We start from the raw sequence: 15,632 nt of genomic DNA on the forward strand, positions 1-15,632 counted from the left end.
GCCTTCGACGAGCGGCGGAGCCAGCAAGGGAAGTGGTGGGGCGTCGGCAGGCGAACCAGCGCCCCACGAGGTGGTGCGGGTGAAGGGGAAGAGGGGCGGTGCGGTACCGGCAGGTGAACCGGTGCCGCACCCGGCGGCGCGGTGAAGAGAGGAAGGGGGAGGGGTTAGGGGCCGACGTCGGCCGGAGTACGGGCGGCGGCGTGGTGCCATCCGGCGGACCGCCGCTGCTCCCACCAGGCGGGCGGCCCGCCCGCCCGACCGGCGGCCGGGCCACCGGCACTCACCCCGGCGGGTTGCGCCGCTGCGGGGGGAGCGACCGAAGCGACCGAAGCGACCGGAACGGTGGGGGAGATGGGAGCGGCGGCGGCCGGGCTGGGCAGGCTGGTCTCGGTGTAGGCGATGCGCTGGCGCAGGCTGATGCCGAGGTCGTCCACGCTCAGGTAGACGGCGTTGTCCCGGATCTCGGTGATGCGCCCCGCGACCAGGATGTTGACCCCGTCGGTGAGGGACTCGGTGGCGTTGCGGGCCAAGTCCCGCCAGGCGGTGCACACGTAGCGGATCGGGGTCCCGTCGCGCCACTGCTGCGTGGCTGCGTCCCACTGGGTGGGGGTCTGGGTGAGGCGGAAGCGGCAGACGGCGACGCCGGAGTCGGTGAAGCGGACTTCCACGTTGCCGGTGACGGTTCCGGACACGTGCGTGACGGACGGGGCCATGCGAACACCTCCTAATGCAAATACTAGTGTAACTTGGTCTGAGGTCAACCCCCCTTTCGCTGCCCCCTGATGTCGTGGAGGGCGGTGCGGTTGGTGAGCCGCCGAAGGCGGGCCTTCCATGCGGGGACGCGCGCCGGGGCCGGCCGCGCCCCGAGATTGCTGAACATGGTGGCGTCCTCGACCTCCACCTGGAGCGGGACCGTATGGTCGGGACGGACGAGCTGCTGGTCGGTGGTGTCCAGGTGCACGGAGACCCGGACGGCCCGCATGTCGGGGTCCAGGTAGGCGAAGACGAGAATCCCCGCCAGTTCGATGCAGGGCAGGCCTTCGTCGTCGTGGCCGGTCATCGGGTGGAAGACGGCCGCGCTGTTGGCCTCCGCGCAGGACCTGTCGTCCGTCAGGCTCAGGCAGCGGGGCGGCGTGTGCGTGCAGCGGGCGATGTCCTCGGCAGACAGCGTGTAGTCCTCGTCGTCGCGGTGCTCCTTGGGCCCGTAGTACAGGTCTATGGCCGTCCGGTCGTCGGCAGGAGGACGGTAGGGGATGCCTTTGGTACCCGCCACGTTGTCCCAGTGGCTGCGCGCATGCTGGGCCAGCGCGGCCAGGGCGGAGGCCTCGTCGGCCCAGAGCGTCACCTCGTCGCCGTGCCGGTCCCACCGGCGCAGCACCCAGGCCCGGCCGGCCACCTGCCGGATGGGCTTTTCCTGGACGGCGAAGGAGAAGCGGTCGAGGAACATGCCGAGGATGTCGACGGTGTCCGCGCCGGGCCACTCGCCGGTGTCTGCGGCAAGGTCGTCCATCGTCGCGGCCAGGTCGAGGATGGCCTCGCCTTCGGGCGTGGCCGGGTCCGGTGTGATCAGCACGGAGGGCTCCTTACGTGCGGTACAGGGGGCGGGAAGCAGGTCAGGACTCGCCCATGAGGGGGCGCAGCAGGTTCATCAGGCGTTGCTGGTCGGTGGTGAGGGTGGCGGTGCGCAGCAGGCGCCGGCGCAGGACGGGCACATCGACACTGATGCCGACGGGCGCGCCGGGCCGGTCGGGAGTGAGGACCAGGCGGTAGTTGCGGGTGCGGATCATCCACGCCTCGTAGCGGTCGGCGGGGCGGCCGCCGCGGGCGGCGTGTCCCTGGTCGGGGGAGCGGGCCGGGCACGGGCAGGATGGGTCGGTGCAGGGCCGTCCGGCGGGATGGGTGGCCAGGACGGGGCGGTGGCGGTAGTGGGTGGCGGTGCCGTTGAGCATGGGGCAGTGCGCGGCGGCATACGGCAGGCACTCGGGGTGCAGCGCCGGTTCGGGGGAGTGCCCGCGGGCGGCGTCGGCGGGGCGGACGATCAGGTAGCACCGCTCGTCCAGGAACTGGCCGCAGATCTGGCACAGGCGCCGCAGGAAGGCGGTGCGGGCCCGGTCGGCGTCCAGGCTGCCGAAGACGGCGTGGCCGCCGTGGACCAGGGACACCCACGGCACCACCAGGCCGCCCGACAGCGGCCGGCGCGCACAGCGCTGGGGTATCGAGTGCATCGGTTGTCTCCTTCGGATTGCGGGGCGGGGCGGCCGGGGGTCAGGTGCCGGGCGGTGGGGGAGGGCCGGTGAGGAGTTCCTCCCAGTGGGCGTAGTGGCAGTCGGTTGCCTCGTGCAGGCGCAGGTGCAGCCAGGACAGGTCCTGTCCGGCGTGGAGGACGGCTTCGGCGCCGATGGCCGCGGCCCGCGGGTGGACGGTGTCGTCGCCCGCGTCGGCGAGCGTGAGGATGAGGCCGGGGCGGTGGGGCATGTGGCGCAGTGTGAAGGCGGTGTAGCTGCGGTCGTCCAGGATCACGAGCGGGGCGAGCCGGTACTCCTCGGCGCTGAACAGCGGAGAGGGCAGGTGCCGCAGGGGAACCGGGCAGGGCCGCAGGCCGATCGGGTCGTCGTCGGGGTGATCGCTGATGACCAGCACCGGCGTGCGCGCTCGCTCCTGGGATGCTGGCGCTGAATTGGGCATGGCGGAAACGCCTCGCTTTCGTCACCAAGGGATGGATGGGGGCCGGGCAGGCGGGGGCGGGACGAACCGTGTGGGCGGTCCCGCCCCCCGTGCCGGTCGGGTCAGCCGAGCGGGTAGAGCACCAGGGCCGGGACGGCGCTGTCGGGGATGCCGTCGGCGTAGAGCTCGCGCAGTTCCTTGTCCTGCTCCAGCTCCTCGGGCAGCGGGTAGACCTCGCCGACCTCGTCGCTGTAGGTCGGCGCGTAGCGGGCGTTGCTGTAGGTGGCGAACGGCGAGTAGCCGTTGCCCTCGGTGTCGCGGGAGAGCACGACCAGGGTGGTGCCGGGCAGCGCGCGCCAGACACGCCGGACGAGCTGGCGCAGGACGGCCAGCGTCAGCGGGCGGTCGCGCTCGTCGTCGCCCGGGGCGGGCGGTGTCGTCTGCTGCTTGTCGGTCATCAGGACCTCTCAGAGAGCGGAACAGGAGGAGAAATGCCGGGGCGGTTGTTCGTGTACGGCCGCCCCGGGCGGCGGAGGAACGTTCTGCCCTGTTGTCCGCCGGGCAGGACGGGTCGGCTGGTGACGGGGGCGGTCAGTCGCGTGGCGTCGTCGGGGCCGGTTCGGCGGGTTCGGCTGTCTGGCCGGGCCACTGCCAGGTGCCGTGGTGGAGGTCCGTCCAGCGGCAGGCGCCGTCCGGGTTCCACTGCACGCGCACGGGCCCCCAGCCACCGATCGGGTGGGTGCGGCGGATCGCCGCCGGGTGGCCGGGAAGGCGGTCACGGCGCAGGTTGCTGCCGTCCAGTTGCGGGGCCTGACCGTGCAGGTCCAGGGCCTGGAGCACGTCGGCCAGCAGCGCCCACAGCTGGTCGGGGTCCCGGGGCAGATTGCGGATGCGCTGGTCGGAAGCGGTGATCCGGCTGGCCGCCTCGTCACCACGGCGGTACCAGATGCCGCCGCCCGGCACCGCCCGCACGGCCGTGCTCAGCTCCTTCACGTCCGGCCGGGCCGGCTCACCGGGACGGGTGAGGATGCGGAACGTCTCACCCATCCCCAGGTAGTAGGCCGCTTCGTGCGCCGGTTCCAGCGGGCCGTTGTCCGCATCGGCGTTCGACGGCTCGGGCAGGGGCGCACCGCTCATATCGCTCGCGTACGCCCGGGCGGCTGCAACGGCGCCGGGAGAGATGACCATGGTCGCCTCTGATTTCTCGAACGGTCTGAGGGAGGGGAAGCGGCCGCGCTTGCGCGGCTGCTGGCGCCGCCGGGCAGGACAGGGCGGTGAGCCCTCTGCCCTGCCCGGCGACCTAAGGGGCGGTCAGTCCTCGATAAGCTCCAGGCAGGAGACGGGGACGCCGTTGCCGGGCAGCCGGAACCGCTTGGTGCCCTCGGGGATGCGGTAGCGGTTGCGCGGGTCGGTGCGCAGCAGCCGGGTGGACTCCTCGTCCAGCAGGAAGCCCGCGCGCGTGCCGGTGCGGTTGCGCTCCTGCACGGTGCCGGTCAGGCGGCGCAGGAAGGCCGGGCGCAGCGAGTCGCTGATGCGGGCCCGGCGACCGGCCACGATGCCGTCGTGAGCGGCCTTGTCGAGCTCGCCGAGCCGCCGGGCGGCGGCCTCCTGCACCTGCGCGACGGCCGCCGCATCCGGCAGCTGCCCGATGAAGGCGCGCACCTCGTCGATACCGATGGACATGTGGTTCTTCCTCTCTGACGGGAGGGGGATGACCGGCCGGGCACCGGGCGTGCCCGGCCGGAGCCTCGGGAAGGGGAGGGAACGTCAGGCGTCGGCACTGACGTCGCTGTCGGTGTCGGCGTTGGGCCGGTGGCTGGCCACGGCCTGCTGCTCGACCTCGGAGAGCTGGTAGCTGCCGTTGTCGGCCTGGCCGAGGGATTCCAGCAGCAGCAGGTAGGAGGCCTGGAGCGGGCTGGGCGACTCCCACAGGCAGACGTGCGTTCCCCGGGCGGTGTCGAACTGCTTGGGCTCGCGGATGTCGTCCTCGAACGCGGCGGCGACCTGCGCGAACAGCACGTTGGCGAGCCGGTTCTTGGGGAAGCCGGCCGCGACCTGGGACGGTGCCTCCTTCTGCGGGTCCGTGGCCCCCAGCAGCAGCGCCAGGGTCTCGGTGCGCTGCTTGTCGGCCCACTTGCCGTAGAAGCGGGGCAGGTCCAGCGCGATCCGCTGGGCGAACTGCCGGGCCTCCTCGGGCAGGGTCTTGCCGCGCACCAGCCGCTTGACGAACTCCTGCCTCGGACCGGCGGCCGCCTTCCAGGCGCGGTTGCACGCCACGGTCCGCGCCCGTTCCTCGGCCCGGCGCTCGTCTTCCTCGGTCTTTACCTGCTTGGGCTTGGGCCGCACCTTGTGGCCGTGCGCGGCCGGGTCGGCGCAGTACCACACCGGCCGGTGCTCCTCGTCCAGCCGGGCGCTGTGACCGGGGCAGCCCTTGTGATTGTCCTCGGTCAGCGGCGCACCCAGGCCCGTGGTCAGCTCGGCCAGCGGCCGGGACGGGTCCTTCTGCCCGTACCCCACCGCCCCCAGCAACGGGATGCCCGCCGCCCTGAGCTCCTCCACCGCCTTGGCACGGGCGGCGGCATCCGCCTGCTCGGCGCGCAGCAACGCCATCTCCTGATCCCAGTGACCGCGCCCCCCGCCGCCCTCCTCGTGGTCGCGCTGGAGCGCCCGCAGCAGACGGTTCTCCGCGCCGCGCACGTCTTGGACCTCGGCGAGCTGGGCGGTCTGCTCCAAATCCATGCCTCCGGCCGCCGCCCGGCGCAGCGTGGCGTCGTCCAGCTTCTGCGCCGCCTTGGCCTGCCTGGCCGCGTTCCGGCCGACCCCCAGCGCCTTGGCGGCCGTACGGCGGTCGACCTCGCTCATGTCGATCAGGGCCAACTCCTGCGCCCGCAGGGTGTCACGCGCGCTCATGCCCTCGCGGTGGTCGTTCTCCACCAGCGACAAAAACCGCGTCCAGCCGTCACGGCCGACCAGATCCTCACGCACGTATGCCCTCACCGGGCGCACCGGGCGGCCCTCCGCCTCGGCGGTGGCGTTGGCGACCTGCGCGGCCTGCGCGCGCCGCCAGCCCTTGAACACCCCGTAGGTGCCGTCGGGCCGGGGCCGGACGCTGATGGGCTCCTCGACGCCGATCTCCTTCACAGAGGTGATCAGCTTCTCGTCCGGCTCGGTGTCGTGCTCACGGGCGTTGCACTCGTCGCGCACCAGCAGCGCGGCGTCCAGCACAACCACCTGCGTGGTGTCCTCCTCGGGGGCGGCGGGCGTACTGGTCGGGGTCGAGACGGCGGTAGCCATAGGGCTCTCCTTCTCCATGCCTCATCGGCGGAATGGGACGGGCAACGCCCGTTAATAAAATACTAGTGTCTTTCTGTTGAGGGTCCAGATACCCTTTGACCTGCGGAAAAGCGGGCTACGGGGTGAGTGGGTTCAATTACGGGCGGGCGCCGCAGCGCCCGCCTGCGTCGACGGTCAGGGGGTCAGACGGGCGACCTGACGGGTGGGCAGGTGGACGCGCAGGATGTCCTCGTGCCGGGGCGGGTCAATTGCCGCGAGCCGGTTGAGCGCGGCGGCCAGCTCCGGGTCGGCGAACACCTCCTCGGCCATCTCCGCCTCACCGATCGGCACGGCGGTCGCCGTGGTGCGGGTGTGCCGCAGGTCCGGGATGTCCTCGGTGCTGGTGAGCGCAGCGATGAACGGGCTCCACCCGACGTGCATGCCCTCTGCTGTCCGGCGCTCGACCGTCGTGAAATACGCGGCCACCACCGGGCGGTCGCCGGGCTGCCCGGCCGCGAATGCCGCGACCCGGTCGACCGTGACCCGCCGCCACGCCTCCTCGGTGGCCGAGAGGGCTTCGATGGTCAGCGCGTCCAGCGCCCTGGGCGCGAGGTGGCGCAGTGCGTCGCGCACCGGCGACTCGGTCGGCGCGGCCAGCAGTCCGGCCAGTTCGATCGGGTTCACGGGTGGTGTCCCTCCTCGTGTGAGGTGGCGGCGGGGCCCGCCGTCCGGGCTCCCGCATCACCAGTAAATCTAATAATAGTCCGATACTGGTAGGTGTGAACCCGCCCCTGACCTGCGGTTTTTCCGTTAGTCGCGGTCGTGGCGCGGCGGTAGCGGGAAGGTGCGCCAGGGGTCGATCCGTGCGCACTGCTCGCAGTAGACGGTGACGCGGTTGGCGGTGCACTCGCCCCACTGGCACTCGAAGTGCTCGCGCGGCCCGCACAGCAGACACCGCCCCAGCGCGATGCCGTGCAGCTCGCACGGCTTGTAGCGCTCGCGCCGGGGCAGGGCCTCCAGCGCGGGGCGGGGGCGCTCCAGGCGGCTCAGGTCGGCGGCCGGGAAGGACACCTCGCCGTCGCGCACCCAGCGCGGCGACAGCTGCGCGAAGCGCTCGGGCGTGGTGTAGTACGGCCATCCGACCGGGCTGAACACCAGGGCCAGATGGCCGGCGGAGACCAGGTCCTCCAGACGGCGGTGGCCGAACTCCCGCAGCAGGGACAGCATCTCGTCCTGGCGCAGACTCCAGGCGTACCCGAACCGGCGCAGGGTGCGCCGCTCGGCGGCCGCCGGACCGCTCTGGGCGGCGTCGAGCGCCTCCACGGCCGCGACGGCGGCACCCGGGTCGGCGGCCAGTTCGCGCGCCGCGGCCTCGGCGGCTTCGCGGGCGGTGTGGCTGCTGAGCGCGTACCCGTGGAGCTGGTCCACCACCTGGTGCGCTCCCTCGTGCTCGGCGACGGCGTACCGGACGGGCGGCTGAGGGCGACGTCGGGACATGACACCTCTCCAACTCGTGAAGGCGACGGAACGGACGGTGCTGCGCGCCGCCCCGCCGGCGGGCGCGGGGCGGTGCAGCTCACGGTCAGGCGACGGTGCAGGCGCTGGGCAGCGCATGAGATCGGCGCTCAGGCAATGACGTAGTGACCCAGTGCGCGCAGCAGGCCGGCGGTGTGCCCCACGGCCTCGGGGTCGTGGTCGGCGGGGCGGGTGTAGGCCTCGATCTCGCTGTTCCAGGTGAAGCCCTGGGCGGTCAGGGCCTGTTCGGTCTCGGGGGTGAGGTCGTCGCCGGAGCGCGGCGCGGCGACCAGGCCGTGGGCGGGGTCGGGGGTGACCAGGTACACCAATCCTCCTTTCCCCGTGGGCCGCCGGGGTGGTCGGCGGCCCACGGGCGGGGCGGGACGGGTCAGCGGGTGACGGTGATCGTGTAGTCGGAGTCCAGGACGGCCAGAGCGGCGCGGATGGCGGCACGGGTCTCCGGGCTCGGCTCCGAGTACGGGAAATCCAGCGCGTGCACGGCGTCGTCCAGATGGTCGTCGGGCATCGGCAGCCGGTACCCGCTGCGGTAGAGGGCGACGGCGGTCGCGGTGGCGACCCGGCTGCGGTTGTAGGCGATGGCCTCCTCGGCGCTCGCGCTGGTGCCGAACGCTTCGCGGGCGGTGGGCGGCAAGGCGGCGATCCCGGCGGTGAAACGGCGAGCGGGAAGGCGCAGACGGGCCGGTCGCAGGGCGCGGCACAGCGATCGCAGCATGGCAACTCCTAGGGCTGAAAGCGGGAAGAGCTGAAAACAGGGAGAAGAGGGAGGGCGGTTGCCGCCGTCGTGAGGGTGCGAGAGGGGACGGAGTGGGGGAGGGTGCCCCCTCTCGCATCACTAATACTAGTACTTCTCGGTTGGGTGTGAACCCACCCCTGGCCTGCTGTTTTTACTCCCGTGGCACCTGAGTGAGGGCGGTGAGCATGGGGAGCATCGAGTCGGGGTGGCCGCAGGCGTCGACTTGGACCCATTCCCCGGAAGGGCCGACGACCGCGGACAGACTGTCGACCTGGACGGGGCTGTGCTGCCCGGCGGGCCCGGGGGTGTGCTGCCAGGTGATCCGGGTGCGCCGGTGTTCTTCCTCGAGGCGGGCGCCGGGGAGCGCGGCGGCCACGGCCTCGGCGACGGCGCGGCGGGCGTGCGCCTCGGTCTGCTGGTAGGCGGTGAGGTGGGCGGCCTGCTCCATGGCCTGGGCGTGCAGCGGGTACAGCCGCCGCTTGATCTCGCGGGCCACGTGAGCCGCGCTGATCGTGCTCACCTGGATCGACGGTGCCGACACCTGCTCTTCGTCCGGCAGGCCGGCGAACACCCGCAACTGCTGCGGGCGGTGGGCGTCGGGCTGGCACAGCCGCAGGGCGCGGTCCTCGTCGTCAACGATCAGCCGTGCCAGACCCCGCGCGTACCCGGGCAGCGGCGCGGTGCGGCAGTGGGTCCCCAGCGCGGTGGCGACCTCCTCGGCGAACGCGTCGAACTGCTGCTGGGTCTTCAACTCCTCGGCCATGACGTGCTCTCCTCCGGCGGCAGTCGGGCATTCAGGGGCGGTGCGGCCTGCGGACAGCCGCAGGACGGGTGCGGTCGCGGTCGGCGGCCTCCTGGCGCCGGACGGCGTCGCGGCGGGCGTCCTCGGCGGTGTAGCCGGTGTCGCACCACGGCTCGCACGGCTGGCCCGGCGGCGCACCGCACGTCTCACAGTGGTCGTCGAAGTTCTCGGGGCGCCATGGGCGCGGCTGGCCGGTCATGCGGCATCACCTCTCTGGTCAGGGCTGGTCAGGGCGTGGTGGTCCACAGCTGGGGGCCGGTGACGGCGCGGGCGCTGACGCTCGGGCGTACCGGCATGTCGCGGTAGTCGGCCACCCGCACGTAGCCGCCGCGCTCGGTGTCCAGGCGGACGACATCTGCCACTCCCTCCCATGCGGCGATCAGGTCCGCGGGAAGGGTGCTGATGTCGTCGGCCTGCACCTGCGCTGCCCAGGCGGTCAGTTCCTCGCCGTAGACCTGCCGCCACTCGCGCAGGACGAAAAAGAGCTGACCGAAGTCGTCGACCAGGGCCAGCGCGCGCGCCTGGCCGGGGGTCGGGCACTCGGCGAACCGGGGCACGTCGGGCCGGGTGCGCTCACCCAGACTCATCAACCAGCGCATGATCAGACCTCTCCTTCGATGCGTACGGGGACAGGGCCGGGGACCGGGCACCAGGGGCGCCTGGTCCCCGGCCCCCGGGGGCTAGCGGTGGATGCGCTCGCTGGTCTGGCGCGCCTCATGGCGGGCCTGGTCGGCTGCGGCCTGGGGGTTGGTGGCGTAGACGACGTTGACGCTGCCGAAAGCGGTCTCGGCGTCGCTGGCGTGCTGCTCGTGGGCGTCGGCCCGGGCGTCCGGGTCGGCCGGGGCTTCCTCGACGTGCCAGACGTCCACCTCACCGCCGCCCTTCCACTGGCCGACCACGAAGTACGCGCGCTCCTGCGGCGCGGCGCTGCCCGGGGCCGGTCGGCGACCGCGTGAGCGGGCCCGTGCCTGGGCGCGCAGGGAGTCGGCCTCGGCCTGGGCGCGGCGGGCGTACTCGTGCTCGCGGGCGGCTGCGGTGCGGCAGTAGGGGCCCCGCCACTGCTCGACGGCGACGATGCGGGACAGTGAGCCGGAGTAGTCGGCCAGCACCAGCAGCAGCACCGGGTGCGGGCAGGCGATGAACCATCGTGCCGCGGTCCACCAGGCGGCGACGGCGGCACGCCACGCGGGGAGGGCGGTGCGGGCTTCTCCCTCCAGGCGGGCGGCGTCGGCTTGGTGGTGGGCGGCCGCCCACGCGAGGAACCGCAGCAGGGCCGGGGTGTCGCGCTGCCGGGAAGCCTCCAGGATCACGAACACGTCCTCGCGCTGGGCGACGTGCTCGGCGCAGCCGCGCAGCACGGCGGTGAGCGCCGCCGCCGTCCTCTCCGACGGGGTGTGTCCGGTGGCGGACTCCATCGGATACACCGTCACCTGGGGGTAGTCCAGGTCGTCGCGGTAGAGGGTCAGGCTGCCCCGATAGCCGGTGCGGCTGCGAGCCAGCCGCGGCAGGACCTCGTCCGGGGCGGTGTCCTGATAGGCGTTGACGGGGCCGAGACAGGCGCGCACGGCGGTGAACCGGTCCCAGTAGCGGGGATGGTGGGTGCCGGTTACGTGCACGTGGCCGCGCATCGCGCCGCCCAGCTCGAACACGACGGCGTCGTCCTGGAGGGGGCCGGCGGTGGCGTGCACGGGGCCGGCGGGGGTCTCGATGGTCAGGCTGACGCTGGTCATGGGCGGTGTCTCCTGTACGTTCCGGGGCTGGCTTTCTGGACGGCTCCCGGCGGAGCCGGGGGCCGGTGGAGGGGGCGGGGGCGCTGGCGTGCTGTCCGGCGGCCCGTGCCGTCACCTCGCGGCGACGGCACGGGCGGACGTCTTGCCCTAGCTCTCCGCCAGGAGGCGCGAGAGCTCCTCGTCGAGGCACACGTGACCGTGCTCCGTGCCGGGCGGTACGACGGCGGCCGTGCGCTCCAGGAAGCGCTCCAAGACCCGCGCCGGGACGTGAAGCAGCGCCTCACCCTCCTCGGATGTCAGGGCGATACACACGACGTCCAGGCCACGACTGCGGCACGGCCAGACCTGGACGTCACCGATCCCGGCGGGGCGGTGAAGGCCGGCGGTGAGGAGTTCGCGGGCGAGCGCCCACTCCACGGCTTCTTCGGCTCCGGTGTGGAAGGCGGCACGCACGGCGTAGGGGTCGGCCGTGTCATACCGCAGACTCGCCCGGACAGGCAGGGAAGAGTCACTCGACAGAATGAGGCGCAGGTGCAGTTCGCAGCTGACTGTGGTGTCCATGAGCGGCAGGACCTTTCGCTCAGTGTGCGCTTTCGGACTGGCTGAGAGCGGGCGGTGGGTGGCGCGGCCGGTGTGGTGACATTGGCTGGCGTGGCCTGTGGCGGGAACTCCGGGGAGGGACCTGTCTGCCGCCCGTCGCCCGCTGGAGGGGAAAGGGCGGCGACGGGCGGCAGGCACTCAGCCATCGATCACCTGGCCGGGTGGGCCGCCCCCCCGGGAGAGGGGGCGGCGGCTGTGGGCTACTCCTGCGGCGGCTTGTGACGGCGCAGGTTGTCCCGCTCGGTCAGGGACACTTCCTTGCCGCACGGACATTCGCCGTAGCGGCGGCCGTGCAGATGGAAGAACTTCGGGCCGGTGTTCTTAGCGTTGACGGTGCGGATGGTGCCGGGGACCGGGGCGGTGTTGGTGCAGTAGCCGTGCGCGGTGACGGCGGGCTTCTCAGCCATGGCGGGTCTCCTCGTCGCTGTCGTGGGGCTGGGGCAGGGCCGGGGCGCGGTAGATCTCCCGCCGTACGGCGGGAACGCCGGGGCAGAGGGGGACGGCCTGCCGGAGCTCGGCGGGGTCCATGGGGTGCAGCCATCCGCCGCGCACGGTCCAGCCGCACGCGCGGGGGCGGGGCTCGGCGGCCGTGGTCGCGACCAGGACGGCGCTGCGCACCGTGCTGCCCTCCAGCGCGAACACCAGCAGCGTGCGCAGCACGGCGTAGTCGTCCTCGTCCAGCACGGACAGGCGCACCGGACCGGTGCCGACGGAGAGGTCGGCCTGACCCCGGACGCACGTGTCATCGGTGCGCTCGGCCACGAGATTGACGGTGTGCTCCCCATCCCCGAGTGCCAGGATCACCAGGGCGAGCGCGGTCAGGGCGCGGCTCATGGCGGCCGCGATGGCGGCATCATCGGGGCGCACCAGTTGCGGGCGTGCGGACATGGCGTGTCACTCCTGGGAGGTAGGGGGCCGGGGCTCTGCGGGGCGCTCTCTCCCCCGCGCAGCGGGGTGCTCCGGGCTGCGCCCGGAGCGAGCGGGCGGCGCGCTGCGCGCGCCGGGGGTGGGGTCCCCTGCGCTGCGCGCCGGGGACCGGCGTGCGGGCTGCTGCGCAGCCGCGCACGGGGCGGGCGCGCTGCGCGCTCCCTTTCTCGGGTGGGGCGCTGCGCGCTGGGGGCGTGGGGCCCGCGCGGGCCGGGGGAGGGGAGGGGGGACCCCGGCCCGCGCGGGGGTTGTGGGGTTAGCCGTGCGCGGCGGCGGCCGTGAGGGCCGGGACCGCGAGCGCTTCCAGGGCGGCGGCCTGGTCGGCGTCGGTGAGGGTCTGCGCGGTGGAGGTGATGGCGTTCATCACGCCCCCGGCCGTCATCTGACCACCCCGGACAAAGTGGGCCAGGATCATGTCCTTGGCCTCGGCACCGATGCTGAGCGTCTTGGTGACGTGCTCGATCGTCTTCGTCGGCTCGGCCAGCGGCTTACCGGCGGCGTCCTCCATCGCGCGCACCTTGGCCTCGACGTACTCCCGCGACAGAAACGTGCGCACCGCGTCGGCGGTCTTGGACGTGATCAGCTCCAGCGTCTTGCGCTGCGTCTGGTCGGACCAGGACACGATGCCCTCGTCCTGCTTGCCTCCCAGGTGCACGGCACGCATGACGTCCTTGGTCTCGGTCAGGCCGTTACGGCACACCTGGATCACCGCGCGCGGGGTGATCGTGTACGCCCCGGAACCGACCTCGCTGTTGGTGATGACGAAACCGGCCGAGATCATCGGCAGCTCGTCACCGCTGCGCCCGTCGAACGGGGACCGGTAGCCACGCAGCAGCGCACGGGCCTGGACAGCGACCGCCTCGGACTCCACCCGCACATACATGCGCCGGTCGGTCAGATCGCACCCGGTCACCTGGGTCGGGTGCCCGGACTGCCGCACCCCGTCCAGCGCGGCCAGCAGCATGTCCAGGTTGTCCATCAGCTTGTAGCTGTCGGACAGCAGCGCGCGGGCCACACCCTCGGCCGGCGGCATGCCCGGGGCATTCTCGCCCCGGAACGCCCGGAGCATGAAACGCCGCCCGGGGTCGTTGCGGAGCCAGGCGTTGACGTTCTCGTCCAGCAGCGGCACGTTCTCGGCGCGCATGCGGCGCAGGTAGGCCAGCGGGATGCGCAGCTTGTCCGCGATGCCCTCGTCGGCCACGGCGGTGGGACGGTAGATCCCGTCCACCTCCGTCACCCCGTCCTCGGTGATCAACGACTCCACGCCCTCGACGTGCACGTTGCCCTCACGGAACCGCAGCGCGGACGCGGGAGCGATCACGTCCAGCTTCCGGCGGTTCTGGTCCTCCAGGATCCGGACCAGGTCGGAGAGTCCGGCGTTGCGGGCACCGGTGGGGGCGACGTTCGTGGCGCGCTCGGCGAACTGCTGAGTCATGCTCTCCCCTTCGTAGCGGTCCGGGGGCGGGGCCACCGCCCCCGGACGCTGTGTTGACCTCTGCGGAGCCGGGGGGCGGGGCCACCGCCCCCCGGATGACTTCAATACTAGTGTTTTCTGTGAGTGTGTGAATCCCCCTCTGACCTGGTCTTTTACCTCATCGTGCGGTACTCGGGCAGGGGGGTGATGCTCACCCGCCGCACGTTCTTGACCACCGGTATGGGCACGACTCCGCGCATCTCGCACAGGTCATAGCGCAGCTCGGGTGCCTCGCCGAACGGGTCGGCGTGCGCGTGAATCGCGCTCACCCAGTAACTACCGTGACGGCTGGTCAGACTGCCGTGATAGTCGACCTTCTGCCACAGCACCGGCCCGGCGTGCTGCGGGTCCAGGCTCCGGGCGACGGCGACAACCATCGGGTCGGCCATCCGCGCGACCCTCAGCAGGACGAACGCGCGCGCCACCGTGACGCGGTCCACCGGCACATCGGCCAGGGCCGGGCCCGTGTGCCCGGTACGCACACCCATCACCCAACCCAGCTCGAAGAACGGCCGGACCATCTCCAACTGCTCCTGCGGCACCCGCTGCGCCTCCGGGTCACTCACGCGGCGCGCCAGCTCCCGCAGCGCGTAAGCGGCCTGCTCCTGCTCCGCCACCGTGAACGGCGCTCCGGCCTCCTCGACCTGCTCCACAACCTGCGTGCTCTCCATGACTTCCCTTCCCCTCGTGCTGCTGCCGGACGGAAGGGGGCGTCCCGTCAGGGACGCCCCCGGGCGGACTACTTCAGGAACCCGCGCGTCCGGAGGAACTCGGCCGTGATGTGCGCGATGCCCTGCGGCTTGTAGATCTGCGGGAAGCGGCGCATCTCCACCTCGGTGCGCCCCTGCGCGTCCGGCTCGATGAACTCGTGCACCAGACGGTACGGCTGGTCACCCACCGGCATTTCCAGCACGACCGGGCCAACCTTGGTGTCGAAGCGAATTCCGGTGTAGTTCGCGTCCACGTTGTGCACGATGTTCGCCCCCGCTCGCTGGCAGATCAGCGGAAGAAAATTCGCGACCGTGCGGGCCTGAATGGCCAGGCCGTTGACGGGAGCGTCCTGCCCGCCGCGCACTCGCCGGACGATTCCGCCAGAGATCTGGATTTCCATGTTCTCCCCTTCGTTGACCACTGCGTGTGCCGGGGGTTCGCCTTCCCCCGTACCTCAAATACTAGTGTGTATTGATGGAGAATGGAAGACCTGTTGCACCTCATGTTGCGCCAGAACTTTGCGCCATGACGTTGCGTCAGAATGTTGCGCCAAAGTGTTGCGCCCCCTCCCGGCCGGCTTCTCCATTCCCGCAGCTCAGCGCACCACTTACGCATGGTCGGACTGCTGACATCCCCTCTGCTGCCACTCTCCCTACCCCAATGAGAAAAGAGGCGGGGGCGGGTGCGGGCGGTGCGGCGGCATCGGGGATCGGGGCTCACAGTTTTGATTGCGCGTCGGCGGAGCCTCCGCGCTCGGGTGCTGACGCACCCGAATAGCGCATGACGGTGACCGGTTGGAAGCTGGGCGCACAGATGACGCACAGGCCGTTACGAGGCTACGGGACCATTCCAGACTCGATCGGATACCCGCTTTGAAGCACTCGGAGGTGGGGGAGGTGCAGTTTCGCCAAGGCTACATGCTGCATCAATCACGCCCCTGACTCCCCTCGTTGCTGCTCGGGCCGTAGGCCCGTTGTCTGGCCGCGCGCAGCGTGGACAGACCCGGTGCGGGAGCGCAGCCCCCGCACCGCTCCGGGAGCGCAGCAAACGGAGCGTCAACCTGTGCGCGTAGCGCACAGGTTGAGCGGGACGCGCAGCGTCCCGCCAGCGCTCACGCGGAGCGTGAGCGCAATCACCGCGCGCAGCGCGGTGGTTCGCTTGCTCCGGGCGCAGCCCGGAGGG

Annotated in this window: 22 protein-coding genes; all 22 read right to left on the reverse strand. The window is 72.1% G+C overall.

Translation table 11 applies throughout. From position 1 onward, the window contains the following. Positions 1–164 precede the first annotated feature (164 nt). The 22 genes from FHS37_RS37100 to FHS37_RS37205 all read right to left on the reverse strand — a co-directional run bounded on the left by FHS37_RS37100 (position 165) and on the right by FHS37_RS37205 (position 14,850). Positions 165–713, reverse strand: a complete 549-nt coding sequence (locus FHS37_RS37100; protein WP_184829464.1) for a single-stranded DNA-binding protein — start codon at positions 711–713, stop codon at positions 165–167. Positions 714–757: 44 nt separating this feature from the next. Then, the gene (locus FHS37_RS37105; RefSeq protein ID WP_184829466.1) at positions 758–1,573 is read right to left on the reverse strand and encodes a hypothetical protein; all 816 of its coding nucleotides are present in this window, start codon (positions 1,571–1,573) and stop codon (positions 758–760) included. Positions 1,574–1,613: 40 nt separating this feature from the next. Next, the gene (locus FHS37_RS37110) at positions 1,614–2,225 is read right to left on the reverse strand and encodes a cell envelope biogenesis protein OmpA (protein ID WP_184829468.1); all 612 of its coding nucleotides are present in this window, start codon (positions 2,223–2,225) and stop codon (positions 1,614–1,616) included. A 40-nt stretch (positions 2,226–2,265) separates the two neighbouring features. Then, positions 2,266–2,685 carry a CpaE-like family protein gene (locus tag FHS37_RS37115; protein ID WP_184829470.1) on the reverse strand — a complete coding sequence of 140 codons (420 nt, stop codon included), beginning with the start codon at positions 2,683–2,685 and terminating at the stop codon, positions 2,266–2,268. 101 nt (positions 2,686–2,786) lie between these two features. Next, entirely contained in the window at positions 2,787–3,122 is a 336-nt protein-coding gene (locus FHS37_RS37120; protein ID WP_184829471.1) for a hypothetical protein, read from the reverse strand. 133 nt (positions 3,123–3,255) lie between these two features. Continuing rightward, entirely contained in the window at positions 3,256–3,801 is a 546-nt protein-coding gene (locus FHS37_RS37125) for a hypothetical protein (RefSeq protein ID WP_229890256.1), read from the reverse strand. 174 nt (positions 3,802–3,975) lie between these two features. After that, positions 3,976–4,347: a hypothetical protein gene (locus tag FHS37_RS37130; RefSeq protein WP_184829475.1), complete on the reverse strand. Its 372-nt coding sequence runs from the start codon at positions 4,345–4,347 to the stop codon at positions 3,976–3,978. Between the two features lie 84 nt (positions 4,348–4,431). After that, entirely contained in the window at positions 4,432–5,958 is a 1,527-nt protein-coding gene (locus FHS37_RS37135; protein WP_184829477.1) for a ParB/RepB/Spo0J family partition protein, read from the reverse strand. A 174-nt stretch (positions 5,959–6,132) separates the two neighbouring features. Further along, positions 6,133–6,621: a hypothetical protein gene (locus tag FHS37_RS37140; protein ID WP_184829479.1), complete on the reverse strand. Its 489-nt coding sequence runs from the start codon at positions 6,619–6,621 to the stop codon at positions 6,133–6,135. 126 nt (positions 6,622–6,747) lie between these two features. Then, positions 6,748–7,434, reverse strand: a complete 687-nt coding sequence (locus FHS37_RS37145; protein WP_184829481.1) for a hypothetical protein — start codon at positions 7,432–7,434, stop codon at positions 6,748–6,750. Positions 7,435–7,562: 128 nt separating this feature from the next. After that, the gene (locus tag FHS37_RS37150; protein WP_184829483.1) at positions 7,563–7,778 is read right to left on the reverse strand and encodes a hypothetical protein; all 216 of its coding nucleotides are present in this window, start codon (positions 7,776–7,778) and stop codon (positions 7,563–7,565) included. A gap of 62 nt (positions 7,779–7,840) precedes the next feature. Then, entirely contained in the window at positions 7,841–8,185 is a 345-nt protein-coding gene (locus tag FHS37_RS37155; RefSeq protein WP_184829485.1) for a hypothetical protein, read from the reverse strand. 172 nt (positions 8,186–8,357) lie between these two features. Continuing rightward, positions 8,358–8,969 (reverse strand): hypothetical protein, encoded by a 612-nt coding sequence (locus FHS37_RS37160; RefSeq protein ID WP_184829487.1) that lies wholly within the window; start codon positions 8,967–8,969, stop codon positions 8,358–8,360. Between the two features lie 31 nt (positions 8,970–9,000). Next, positions 9,001–9,207 (reverse strand): hypothetical protein, encoded by a 207-nt coding sequence (locus tag FHS37_RS37165; protein WP_184829489.1) that lies wholly within the window; start codon positions 9,205–9,207, stop codon positions 9,001–9,003. Between the two features lie 28 nt (positions 9,208–9,235). After that, positions 9,236–9,607: a hypothetical protein gene (locus tag FHS37_RS37170; protein ID WP_184829491.1), complete on the reverse strand. Its 372-nt coding sequence runs from the start codon at positions 9,605–9,607 to the stop codon at positions 9,236–9,238. A gap of 81 nt (positions 9,608–9,688) precedes the next feature. Next, on the reverse strand, positions 9,689–10,738 hold the full coding sequence (locus FHS37_RS37175) for a hypothetical protein (RefSeq protein WP_184829493.1): 1,050 nt from the start codon (positions 10,736–10,738) through the stop codon (positions 9,689–9,691). Between the two features lie 147 nt (positions 10,739–10,885). Further along, positions 10,886–11,299, reverse strand: a complete 414-nt coding sequence (locus FHS37_RS37180; RefSeq protein ID WP_184829495.1) for an SsgA family sporulation/cell division regulator — start codon at positions 11,297–11,299, stop codon at positions 10,886–10,888. Between the two features lie 239 nt (positions 11,300–11,538). Continuing rightward, on the reverse strand, positions 11,539–11,745 hold the full coding sequence (locus FHS37_RS37185) for a hypothetical protein (protein WP_016828520.1): 207 nt from the start codon (positions 11,743–11,745) through the stop codon (positions 11,539–11,541). Further along, positions 11,738–12,226 carry a hypothetical protein gene (locus FHS37_RS37190; RefSeq protein ID WP_184829497.1) on the reverse strand — a complete coding sequence of 163 codons (489 nt, stop codon included), beginning with the start codon at positions 12,224–12,226 and terminating at the stop codon, positions 11,738–11,740. Before FHS37_RS37190 ends, FHS37_RS37185 begins: the two co-directional genes overlap by 8 nt. 295 nt (positions 12,227–12,521) lie before the next feature. Beyond that, positions 12,522–13,700, reverse strand: coding sequence for a DUF932 domain-containing protein (locus tag FHS37_RS37195; RefSeq protein WP_184829499.1), 1,179 nt, complete (start codon positions 13,698–13,700; stop codon positions 12,522–12,524). Positions 13,701–13,852: 152 nt separating this feature from the next. Then, complete coding sequence (locus FHS37_RS37200) at positions 13,853–14,410, reverse strand: hypothetical protein (protein ID WP_184829500.1); 558 nt, start codon at positions 14,408–14,410, stop codon at positions 13,853–13,855. A gap of 68 nt (positions 14,411–14,478) precedes the next feature. Beyond that, positions 14,479–14,850, reverse strand: coding sequence for a hypothetical protein (locus FHS37_RS37205; protein WP_184829502.1), 372 nt, complete (start codon positions 14,848–14,850; stop codon positions 14,479–14,481). Positions 14,851–15,632 lie beyond the last annotated feature (782 nt).

The sequence above is a fragment of the Streptomyces griseomycini genome (assembly GCF_014203535.1).
In the GTDB taxonomy this organism is placed as follows: Bacteria; Actinomycetota; Actinomycetes; order Streptomycetales; family Streptomycetaceae; genus Streptomyces; species Streptomyces griseomycini.